Genomic DNA, 11,630 nt, shown 5'->3' with positions numbered 1-11,630 from the left:
AAACCTTGCATCCCATCGCATATTTCACCCATAGAATCGCATCGGCTGAATATGCCGAAAAGCATCGTCATCAAATGCGTCCACGAATCAAATGTTTTATAATATCGGTCTGATTGATGCTTGTTAACCAATAAATCAAACTTGTTGCGGGGGATAAATTGCAATATTTGTTTGAAAATTGGCTGACCGACTAAATTCTTTTCTGTATTTTTATGGCTCATATTTTTAGTGTGTAGTAAAACTAAAATATGAAAAAAGGAGCTACCTGAACAGATGGCTCCTTATATTTTTTTTGTCGGTTAGTAGTGAAAATTAATATTTATAAAACAGATCATAAATTTTATTATCTTTATAATTCTCAACCTTCTACAAAACAAATAATGAGAAAATTATTTCGTCAGTTATTAATCCTGGTCGGCTTCCTTCTTGGAGTCGTTTTTTTATACGTTATCCTGGCATTATTGTTACCGCTGATTCCCATCAATGCAAAAAAAACAACAGATCCAAAAGTAGTGGAGCTCTATATTCTCACCAATGGTGTGCACACAGATCTGGTTCTGCCTGTCAGGACATCGCAGATAGACTGGAGCCAAAAATTGCCTTTCAAAAATACCAAAGGCCAGAAAACAGACTTTCGTTACATTGCCTTTGGTTGGGGAGATAAGGGATTCTATCTGGATACGCCCACCTGGTCACAGCTCAAGTTTTCTACAGCCTTCAAAGCGGCATTTTGGCTCAGTGATTCTGCTATGCACTGCACCTATTACAAGCAGATGAAAGAAGGTAACGACTGCAAAAAAATGATGCTGACAGAACAGCAATATCAGGATTTGATCCAATTCATAGACAGTAGGTTTGATAAAGATGCCGCTGGGCATTACATTCTTGTTCCCACCATTGCCGTCTATGGGGATGACGATGCCTTTTATGATGCCAAAGGCAGTTATAACTTTACCTATACCTGCAACACGTGGGCCAACGACGGGCTCAAAGTAGCAGGCCAAAAAGCAGCATTATGGACAGCCACAGATTTTGGAATCTTCAGGCATTATAAATAGACGGTCATATAATATTAAATATAAAAATAGAGGTCATCATTTAATTACATATTGAAAAATATAATGTTCTCGCTGATGAGGCAAATTTTACAGATTTAAATTTCGCATCTGCATAATCAGAATAATCTGCGAGAATTAAAATTGATCAGAAATACTTTTAATAAAGAATATTTGGTAATATGAAAATATCTTATGACCTTTATATTAAAATTTCGATTGTCTGAAATTTAGCAGATCCTACTAATATCATTTTTTTTGGGCGGCATTTCGGGCTATTCAGGGGTTCCGTACCGCCTCCGGCGGCACCGCTCGCTGCACTCGCGCCCTTACTATCCCGGCCGCAGCTGGCGCATCTTTTCACTTTTTCTATTTAATAAAAACATGCAGGAAATCACAGATTTTCACTAAATTTGCGAACCAAAACGCTAATAGTATAGAGCTATTAGCAAAAAAGCCAACAAATATGACTTCACAAGAGATAAGACAGCAATTTTTAGATTTTTTCCGGAGCAAGGGCCATTTGATTGTACCTTCTGCGCCAATCGTTCTCAAAGATGATCCAACGCTGATGTTTTCCAACTCCGGCATGACACAGTTTAAGGATTATTTTCTGGGCTATAAGGAACCAAAAGCGACAAGAATTGCCGATACCCAAAAATGTCTAAGAGTTTCCGGAAAGCATAACGATCTGGATGATGTGGGTCGTGATACCTACCACCACACCATGTTTGAGATGCTTGGAAACTGGAGTTTTGGTGATTATTTCAAGAAAGAAGCCATTGGCTGGGCTTGGGAATTACTCACAGAAGTGTATAAAATCCCGAAGGAAAACCTCTATGTTACAGTTTTCGAGGGAGATGCCGAAGAAAACCTGGGCCGTGATCAGGAAGCGTTCGATTTCTGGAAACAACATATTGATGAAAGCCGTATTATCAACGGGAATAAAAAGGATAACTTCTGGGAAATGGGCGCCAGCGGGCCTTGCGGACCTTGTTCTGAGATTCATGTTGACTTAAGATCCGAAGAAGAAAAGGCTAAAATATCAGGGTTGGAACTCGTTAATAACGATCATCCTCAGGTAGTAGAAATCTGGAACCTCGTTTTTATGCAGTTCAACAGAAAGGCAGACGGGACTTTGGAAAACCTGCCTGCAAGGCATATTGATACCGGGATGGGATTTGAGCGACTTTGTATGGCTCTTCAGCACAAAGAATCCAATTATGACACCGACGTTTTTACCCCATTAATTTCAAAAGTTGAAGCACTGTCCGGGAAAAAATACACCGGCATTTTAGATAATGAGAAAGACATCGCCATCCGTGTGGTGGTAGATCACATCCGCGCCGTTTCTTTTGCCATAGCAGATGGCCAATTGCCGTCCAATAATGGGGCAGGTTACGTCATCAGAAGAATCCTTAGGAGGGCAATCTCTTATGCCTACCGTTTTCTGGACAGGAAGGAGCCGTTTCTTTTCGAGCTTGTTTCGGTGCTTAAGGAACAGATGGGACAATTTTTCCCGGAATTGGTAAAGCAGGAAAAACTGATTACAGAAGTTATTAAGGAAGAAGAAACATCGTTCCTTAAAACGATAGAACATGGCCTCATCCGTGTAGAAAAACTCATTCAGCAGACTATTTCAGATAAGCAGACGACTTTGCCAAGCGAGGAGGTTTTTGAGTTATATGATACTTATGGTTTCCCGGATGATTTAACAAGAATTATTGCGGAAGAAAAAGGTTTGACCATAGACGAAGCCGGTTTTGAGGCAGAGATGCAAAAGCAAAAACAGCGCTCCAAAAAAGATTCCGCTGCCAAAGTTTATGACTGGGTGGTTTTGGAAGAAAAGCCGGAAAAATTTGTGGGTTATGACCAGTTGGAAACCGAAGCTTACATTACACGTTACAGAAAGGTGGAAAACAAAGACGGCGAATTTTATCAGATTGTGTTGGATAATACGCCTTTTTATCCGGAAGGTGGCGGCCAGGTAGGCGATAAAGGTGTTTTGGAAAATGCAGTGGAAAGCCTTGAGGTTTTGGATACCAAAAAAGAAAACGGGTTAATCATTTCATTAGTCAATGCACTTCCCAAAGATGCCGGCGCTGTTTTCTATGCCAAGGTTGATGTTTCGGAAAGAAAAAATTCGCAGGCGAATCACTCTGGTACGCATCTTTTACATGAGGCTTTGCGTGAAGTTTTGGGAACGCACGTAGAGCAGAAGGGTTCTTATGTTGGTCCGGATTATCTGCGTTTTGACTTTTCGCATTTTTCTAAAATGACCGAAGATGAACTGAAGTTGGTAGAGCAGAAAGTCAATGAAAAGATCAAAGAAAATATTCCGTTGCAGGAATTCAGAAATATCCCTATTCAGGAAGCTTTGGATAAAGGGGCAATGGCGCTTTTCGGAGAAAAATACGGCGATAGTGTAAGAATGATCCAATTCGGTTCATCAAAAGAGCTTTGTGGCGGAACCCACGTAAAATCGACGAGTGAAATTGGCCACTTAAAAATCACTTCCGAAAGTTCGACTGCTGCAGGAATCCGAAGGATAGAGGCGATCTCAGGAGATAAGTCCAACGAATATTTCAAAAAAATCGAAGATCAGATCTCAGAATTATCCCAGCTTTTAAAATCAAAGGATGTTACCAAAGCGGTAGAAAAACTTCTTGAAGAGAATACAGTGCTAAAGGCAGAAGCTGAATCCTATAAAAAAGAAAAAGCGAAAGCAGAAATCCAAAACTGGAACAATGAATTTGTTGATAAAGGCGACAAAAAACTTTTGGTTAAGAAAACATCTCTGGATGCCGGTTCGGTAAAAGATATTGTTTTTCAGCTCAAAAAGGATGTCCCGGGTTCTGTTATCATTATTATCTCTGATGCAAACCAAAAACCAATGATTACTATAGGCGTTTCTGCAGATCTTGAGTCATCTTATCATGCCGGAAATATCGTCAAAGAGCTGGCAAAAGAAATCCAGGGCGGCGGCGGCGGTAATCCTGGTTTTGCCACGGCTGGCGGTAAAAATATAGACGGAATAGAAAACGCATATCAGAAAGCTTTAGAAATCTAAATTTTTTGATAATATAATACAAAAATGGTCGGAAATTATCCGGCCATTTTTCTTTAGATTAAAATTTCTTTTGTTAGTTTTTACCCCGGGTCAATAACCATATTACAAGCCCTACCACACCAACAACGAGGATGATTCCCCACCACATTCCGGCTTTAAAAATTGTTTCAACGGCTTCGCAACTTGTCAATAATCCTAAAATTAGGAATAATGGTAAAATATTAAGATACTTTTTCATATGTATATTTTTCTTTTTTGATGGTCATTTGCAATCGCCTTAAATTTCGCAACTGTTTTCATATCAAATGATTGATAGCGATTTCATAATTTATTAATTTCGATCAACTTTACCTAATCCAGAATCTATTTTAATACAAATAAAAGCTTATTGCTGTTTATTGACAGGTAATGTTTTAAGCTTATTTTTACTGGATCTCTCTTCAAATTTTTTGACAATGTAACCGATGACAAACGGGGCAGCCCATGTTAGAGCCATTCTTAAAAGTCTTGTTTTCATATGTAGGTATTTATTTTTTACAATTTCAGGAAAACAGTTACAAGAAGTAAGCCATTCAGTTATTTTAGAGCAAGCGAATCATTTTCAAATGTTAAACCTTCCCAACCGAATTTTATAAAATTCCTGATATTCAGGTGGTCAGATCCGTTCGGATTGTTGAGGACATCCAATCTGTAAAAATCTCCAAAAAGTTGTAAGGTGGTATCTTTTGAAAGATTCTTGAGTTTTGCAAAACCAAAGATTTTACAAGATCCGTTATTTTGATTGGCCTCGTTTCTTAGTTCACCATTGATGAACGCTGTTGGTGAGAAGTCGTAATTTTCATCGATATAAGCAATGGTTTCATCAAAGCTGATTTGCTCCGGATTATTTTCTAATTTTTGTAAAAAAATGTGTGTCATAAGAGGTGAAATTTTAATGCAAAAATCCCGCAAAGCGCGGGATTTTCATAATATTTAATGAATTTTAGTAAGAACCTTTCTCAATATAATGAGCGGCAATCTGTTCTGTCAAAGCAATTGGATTCGGTGTATTGACATATTTTGTAAAACGTCTCAATCCGGCTAACATCATTCTTTGCTCGTCACCTTCGGAGAAAGCAACAATACCTTCTTTTGCATTGGTAGCAATAATATCTACCGCTTTGTAAAGATTCAGTCTTGCCATTGCAGCCTGTACAGAATCGGTTGAGAAATGTTTCTCAGCTCTCAAAATCGCAGATTCTGCCATATAGATTTGGTTCAGGATTTCGGAAGCGTTCAATAGCAAATGTTGTTGCTTCTCGATCTCCATCATGTATTTTTGAAGCGCGGAACCGGAAACCATCAGGAATACTTTTTTCAGGTTTTTGATCACTTCTTTTTCCTCAGACATATATTCTGAATAATCAGGAATGTCAAAAGACGGTATGCTCATCAATTCTTTACCTACATTTTTAGCAGGCGTCAAAAGATCGATTTTGCCTTGCATCGCACGTTTGATCAACATTCCTACAGAAAGAAGTCTGTTGATCTCGTTGGTACCTTCGTAGATTCTTCCGATTCTGGAGTCTCTCCATGCAGATTCCATAGGTGTTTCTTCGGAGAAGCCCATTCCACCATAGATCTGGATGCCTTCATCCGCAACGTGTTGTGCAGAGTCAGATGCAAAAGTTTTGAGAATAGAACATTCTACAGCAAATTCTTCCACACCTTTCAGCTCAGCAGCCTGATGGTTTTCGCCAGCAGCCACCAATTCCTCAATTTTGTCTTCTACGTTTTTAGCCGCTCTGTAAGCTCCAGATTCGCAAACGTAAGTCAGAGTTGCCATTTCAGCCAGTTTCTTGCGGATCGCTCCAAACGTATTGATAGAAACCTTAAACTGTTTTCTTTCACTAGAATACTGGATGGCGTGGTCCAAAATCCTTCTGTGTGCATCCAGGCAAGCTGCAGATAACTTGATCCGGCCAACGTTAAGCGCATTAAGAGCGATTTTGAAACCGTTGTTTCTTTCTCCCAAAAGGTTTTCTACAGGTATTTTCATATCATTGAAGAAAACCTGGCGCGTAGATGATGCACGGATTCCCAGTTTGTGTTCTTCTTCTCCTAGTGTTAGACTCTCCGGGTTTTCCAGCTCTGAACGGTTGATCACAAAACCAGTAATGTTTTTGTCATCGTCAATCTTGGCGAACAAAGTGAATGTATCTGCAAATCCTGCGTTGGAGATCCACATTTTTTGTCCATTGATGATGTAATGTTTGCCATCCTCAGACAATCTGGCTTTGGTTTTTCCGCTGTTGGCGTCAGATCCGGCGTCCGGTTCAGTTAAACAGTAAGCACCAAACTTGGTTCCGGCAGCTAAATCCGGAAGGTATTTATTTTTTAGATATTCGCTTCCGTAAAGTAGGATTGGCAAAGTTCCGATTCCTGTATGAGCGCCATAAGCAGTTGCTAATGAGCCTGTTGCTCCTGAAATATAATCGCAAGCCAACATGGTAGTTACGAATCCCATTCCTAATCCGCCATACGATTCTGGAACTGCAATTCCTAAGAATCCTAAGTCTCCAATTTTGCGCATCAACTCCTCCGTTAATGCATAATCTTTGGCTTCGAACCTTGGTTTGTTCGGTACAACTTCTTTATCTACAAAGTCTTTTGCAGAATCACGAAGCATTTTTTGTTCTTCGGAAAGTTCCTCGATACTGAAGATTTCCTGCGCAAGAACTTCCTTTACAAGGAATTCTCCGCCGTCTATTGTTTTGGTTTCTGTGGACATTTTATTGTGATTTTAAATTTTTTTGAGATTATAGATAATAGACGGATAGATGATAGACCTTTAAAATCTGAATTTGTCTACTTTCTATAAGTCTATTATCTCTTTAGTCTTTTAATGTATTTTGAAATACCATTGTTGTTCTTTGAAATTCTTCAATTTTAATTTCGAAGATTTCAGTTTGTTCGTTGGATAAATATTTTCGATGATTTGCTAATAAAATTTGAGTTTGCAATTCAAATGATGAGCCTAAAGAAATATCTAAAAAGTGACTGAAAGATTTGTTCGTTCTGCTTGAACCTTCTGCAATATTTGACGGAATTGAAATTGAACATCTATCCATTTGACTTTTCAAACCATATTTTTCATACGTTGGAAAAGTGTCAGTCAGGTCTAAAGTCAATTTTGATAATTCCATCGCCATTTGCCAAATCTTAAGCTTTTTAAATTATGTCTTTTGAATTCATTCATTTGATATGTTTTTAATCTATTACCAGTCTATCATCTATTTGTCTATTATCTCTTAGTCTTAAAGCAACTCAAACACACTTGCGGCACCCTGACCTGTACCTACACACATGGTTACAACACCGTATTTGCCGTTTCTTCGTTTCATTTCGTCAAGAAGCTGAACTGTCAATTTTGTTCCTGTGCAACCAAGCGGATGTCCAAGAGCAATGGCACCTCCATTAACATTCACGATGTCAGGGTTGATGTTTAATTCTCTCAGGATCGCTACTGATTGGGAAGCAAAAGCTTCATTCAGTTCAAATAAATCGATGTCTGACTGTTTAAGACCTGCCTGTTCCAAAGCTTTTGGAATGGCGTACATTGGCCCGATTCCCATAATCCTTGGCGGAACGCCGACAGTAGAATAGGAGAGAAGCCTTGCAACCGGAGTTAGGTTTAATTCTTTTACCATTCTTTCAGACATTACCATTGTGAATGCAGCACCATCAGAAGTTTGAGAAGAATTTCCTGCCGTTACAGAACCATTTGCTGCGAAAACAGGACGTAATTTTGCTAAAGCTTCAACCGATGTATCAGCTCGCGGACCTTCATCTTGTTTGAACGCATATTCTTTGGTTTGAACTTTTTCCTTTTCGTCAAGGAAATTATATTTCACATCAATCGGAACAATCTGGTTTTCAAACTTTCCTTCTTTGATGGCTTTCATTGCTTTCTGATGAGAGTTGTAAGCAAACTGATCCTGCTCCTCGCGACTCACTTTGAACTCGTTGGCCACCGCTTCTGCCGTCAATCCCATTCCCCAATAATAATCGGGATGTTTCTTGGCCAGATCCGTGTCCGGGATTGGTTTGTAGCCTCCCATTGGGATATAAGACATACTTTCTGCACCACCTGCGATAATGCATTCTGCCATTCCGGCTTTGATTTTTGCCGCTGCGATCGCAATTGATTCTGAACCTGAGGCACAATATCTGTTGACTGTCACGCCAGGAACTTTGTCGGTATCCAATCCCATTAATGAGATGAGTCTTGCGACATTAAGCCCTTGTTCTGCTTCCGGCATTGCACAACCGACAATCAGGTCATCGATGCGTGCCGGGTCTAGGTTTGGAACATCTTTCATCAGACGTTCTATTACAGTTGCCGCCATATCATCCGGACGGATAAAACGCAAAGAACCTTTCGGCGCTTTACCAACTGCTGTTCTGTATCCTGTTACTATATATGCTTCCATATTATTTTGTTGTTTTAATTTTATTATGCCTCGTAGAGGTAAACTGTGAATAGCAAATGTTTTGTTTTTTTAGCGGAGCTCCGTAGGAGCGACCTGATAATTTTATTCAATCCAATCGAATAAATATTTTGAATCATATTCAATTTCAAACTTGTTGAGAAAATCTAAATATTCTTCTTTAAAAGATTTGTTTTTATGATGTTCTTCCTGATTTAAAATATATTTCACGACAGCATCCACACTGCTTTTAGAATATGAAAATGCACCATAGCCTTCTTGCCAACTAAATTTTCCATTAATCCAATTTTTGTCATTAATAAATTTAGAAGAACCTGCTTTAATATCTCTTACTAAATCAGAAATAGAAATACTCGGACTCAAACTTACAAGAATATGGACGTGGTCTGGCATCGCAAAGATTGAAAATAATTTTTGTCCTCTATTGGAAACAATACCTGAAATAAACTTATGCAATTCTTCCCGATTCTCTTTGGGAATCAAGTGTTGTCTTCCTTTGACAGCGAAAACAATTTGAATATAAATTTGGGTGTAGGTATTTGCCATTTTTGATTAATTATCAGGTCGCCTCTACGAGGCTCCGCTTAACGATAAATCATTATCTATTAACAGTTCGCTCCTACGGAGCTTTTCTAATTTCTTACCGGTTTTCCTGTTTTTAACATTCCACCAATTCTTTCAAGCGTTTTTCTTTCTCCACAAAGTGACAAGAATGCTTCTCTTTCCAAATCCAATAAGTATTGCTCAGAAACTTCTGTCTGTTCAGATAGATTACCGCCAGTCATTACATAACCGATTTTGTTGGCGATCTTTCTGTCGTGTTCCGATGCGTAACCACCTGCAACCATTTGGTCAGTTCCAACGTAGAACATTCCCATTGCTTCGTTTCCTAGAACTTTAACTTTCTCAGGAACCGGCGGTGTATATCCTAATTCATCCAAAACAATCGCCTGACGTTTGGCTTCTGCAATTTGTCTGTCTTTGTTCACAACGATGATATCTTTATCAGTCAGGATTCCCATTTGTTTAGCTTCCCAGGCAGAAGTCGCCACTTTTGCAGTTGCAATATTCATAAAGTAATTTCTCAAATGATTGGTTTTAACATCATCGGGAAGAGTTCCTTTAAGTGCTCTCAAAGCAAATTCTTTTGTTCCGCCACCACCTGGAATCAAACCAACGCCAACTTCTACTAAACCGATATACGTCTCCGCTGCTGCAACGATTTTGTCGGCGTGCATAGAGAATTCGCAGCCACCACCAAGCGTCATTCCGAACGGAGCAGCGATTACTGGAATTGCTGAATATCTTAACTTCATAGAAGTCTGCTGGAACATTGCAATCGCCATATTCAGTTCATACCAATCCTGCTCAACGGCCATCATCATTACCATTGCGAGGTTTGCACCCACTGAGAAATTATCAGCCTGATTACCAATAACCAAACCTCTGTAATCTTTCTCAGCAATGTCGATAGATTTATTAAGACCTTCCAAAACGCCTCCTCCAAGAGAGTTCATTTTTGAACGGAATTCGAAATTCAAAATACCGTCGCCAAGGTCAATTAAAGCAGATTCGGAATTAGACCAAACCGTTTTTTCTTTTCTGATGTTATTAAGGATAATAAACGCATCCTGACCCGGGATTGGCTCGTAGGTTTTGGTATTTTGGTTGTAGAATAACTGCTTACCGTTTTCCAGCTTGTAGAACGATTCGTTTCCTGCAGCAACCATTTCTTTTACCCAATCGGCTACTTTGTAACCTTCGCTTTCTACCAGGTCAATCCCTTTCTGAACACCAACAAAATCCCAGTTTTCAAAAGGCCCGTACTTCCAGGCATAACCGGTTTTCATCGCATCATCAATAGAGTAGAAGACATCCGTGATTTCTGGAACTCTTTGAGAAACATAAGCGAACAATGAAGCAAAATGTTTTCTAATCAACTCTCCGGCTTTGGATTGGTCTTTCAACAAAATCGGTAAACGGTTTTTGAGACTTCCGGCTTCCTTCGCTGTTTTTACGATCGGAAGTTTTGGCTGTTGAGTAGGTTCGTAGCCAAGCGTTTCATAATTAAGGACAAAACGGTTCACGTTGCCACCTGCATCTTTCTCTTTGTAATAGAAACCTTTTTTAGATTTATCACCAAGAAATTTATTTTCGATCAGGAAATTCAGAGTTTTGGAATCTTTAAGCGCCTGAACCATTTCATCGTCTTTCAGATTCGCCTGAAGTCCTTTGGTTACGTTAAAAGCCGTATCCAATCCAACCAGATCTCCCAGTTTAAAAGTTCCGGTTTTTGGGCGGTTCAGTAAATCTCCGGTCAATGAATCAGCTTCTTCAATCGATAAACCGATTTCTTCCGTCAATTCCATAATTTTTGCCATCGAGTAAACACCGATTCTGTTTCCGATAAATCCAGGAGTATCTTTACAAAGAACGGTGGTTTTTCCAAGGAATTTTTCGCCGTAAGACATAAAGAAATCAATCACAGATTGATCCGTTTTCGGACCTGGAATCACTTCAAATAATTTCAAATATCTCGGTGGATTGAAAAAGTGCGTGCCGCAGAAATGTTTCTGGAAGTCTTCTGACCTGCCTTCTGACATCAGATGAATAGGTATCCCTGAGGTATTAGAAGTAATCAAAGTGCCCGGTTTGCGGAGTTTATCCACTTTCTCAAACATCGATTGTTTGATGTCTAATCTCTCAACTATCACTTCAATCACCCAATCCGAATTTTTGATCTTTTCCAAATCATCTTCAAAGTTTCCAACAGTGATCCTGGATGCAAAAGATTTGTCGTAGATAGGCGAAGGATTACTCTTCAGCGCATTGTTAAGATGGCCTTGCGCCACACTGTTTCTTGTTTTTTTGTCTGTATTTTCCGAATCTTTCGGAGGCATATCCAACATCAAAACCTGAATGCCGTTCCCTGCCAGATGACAGGCAATCCCGGAACCCATAACACCCGATCCCAGGACCGTAACGTGTTTTATTTTTCTGTTCATTTATTAAGAT

Annotated in this window: 11 protein-coding genes; 2 read left to right on the top strand and 9 right to left on the bottom strand. The window is 39.3% G+C overall.

Annotated features, from left to right (window positions below):
* Positions 1 to 221, bottom strand: a 221-nt coding sequence (locus B0B05_RS06145; protein WP_143745956.1) for a DUF4372 domain-containing protein, incomplete at its 3' end; no start/stop codon positions are given.
* A gap of 159 nt (positions 222 to 380) precedes the next feature.
* Here B0B05_RS06145 and B0B05_RS06140 point away from each other — a divergent pair.
* Both B0B05_RS06140 and alaS read left to right on the top strand, forming a co-directional pair.
* Entirely contained in the window at positions 381 to 1,058 is a 678-nt protein-coding gene (locus tag B0B05_RS06140; protein WP_076782770.1) for a TIGR02117 family protein, read from the top strand.
* Positions 1,059 to 1,521: 463 nt separating this feature from the next.
* Positions 1,522 to 4,125, top strand: coding sequence for an alanine--tRNA ligase (gene alaS / locus B0B05_RS06135; protein WP_076782757.1), 2,604 nt, complete (start codon positions 1,522 to 1,524; stop codon positions 4,123 to 4,125).
* Positions 4,126 to 4,198: 73 nt separating this feature from the next.
* On the opposite strand, the gene B0B05_RS06130 is transcribed toward alaS, so the two are convergent.
* The 8 genes from B0B05_RS06130 to B0B05_RS06100 form a co-directional block, all read right to left on the bottom strand.
* Positions 4,199 to 4,363: a phosphatidate cytidylyltransferase gene (locus tag B0B05_RS06130; protein ID WP_076782755.1), complete on the bottom strand. Its 165-nt coding sequence runs from the start codon at positions 4,361 to 4,363 to the stop codon at positions 4,199 to 4,201.
* A 147-nt stretch (positions 4,364 to 4,510) separates the two neighbouring features.
* Positions 4,511 to 4,642 (bottom strand): hypothetical protein, encoded by a 132-nt coding sequence (locus B0B05_RS17000; protein WP_262488141.1) that lies wholly within the window; start codon positions 4,640 to 4,642, stop codon positions 4,511 to 4,513.
* A 59-nt stretch (positions 4,643 to 4,701) separates the two neighbouring features.
* A complete protein-coding gene (locus B0B05_RS06125) occupies positions 4,702 to 5,043 on the bottom strand; it encodes a HopJ type III effector protein (RefSeq protein ID WP_076782753.1) in 342 nt (113 codons plus the stop codon).
* Between the two features lie 64 nt (positions 5,044 to 5,107).
* A complete protein-coding gene (locus tag B0B05_RS06120; RefSeq protein WP_076782750.1) occupies positions 5,108 to 6,895 on the bottom strand; it encodes an acyl-CoA dehydrogenase family protein in 1,788 nt (595 codons plus the stop codon).
* A 103-nt stretch (positions 6,896 to 6,998) separates the two neighbouring features.
* Positions 6,999 to 7,316 carry a four helix bundle protein gene (locus tag B0B05_RS06115; RefSeq protein ID WP_245799225.1) on the bottom strand — a complete coding sequence of 106 codons (318 nt, stop codon included), beginning with the start codon at positions 7,314 to 7,316 and terminating at the stop codon, positions 6,999 to 7,001.
* Between the two features lie 105 nt (positions 7,317 to 7,421).
* A complete protein-coding gene (locus B0B05_RS06110) occupies positions 7,422 to 8,597 on the bottom strand; it encodes an acetyl-CoA C-acyltransferase (protein WP_076782748.1) in 1,176 nt (391 codons plus the stop codon).
* Between the two features lie 102 nt (positions 8,598 to 8,699).
* Positions 8,700 to 9,161 (bottom strand): IS200/IS605 family transposase, encoded by a 462-nt coding sequence (gene tnpA / locus B0B05_RS06105; protein WP_076782745.1) that lies wholly within the window; start codon positions 9,159 to 9,161, stop codon positions 8,700 to 8,702.
* Positions 9,162 to 9,247: 86 nt separating this feature from the next.
* Entirely contained in the window at positions 9,248 to 11,620 is a 2,373-nt protein-coding gene (locus tag B0B05_RS06100; protein ID WP_076782743.1) for a 3-hydroxyacyl-CoA dehydrogenase/enoyl-CoA hydratase family protein, read from the bottom strand.
* Positions 11,621 to 11,630 lie beyond the last annotated feature (10 nt).

The sequence above is a fragment of the Epilithonimonas bovis DSM 19482 genome (assembly GCF_900108115.1).
Classification (GTDB): domain Bacteria; phylum Bacteroidota; class Bacteroidia; order Flavobacteriales; family Weeksellaceae; genus Epilithonimonas; species Epilithonimonas bovis.
The sequence above is the reverse complement of the archived record's forward strand: the minus strand, read 5'-3'. Positions and strand labels throughout refer to the sequence as shown.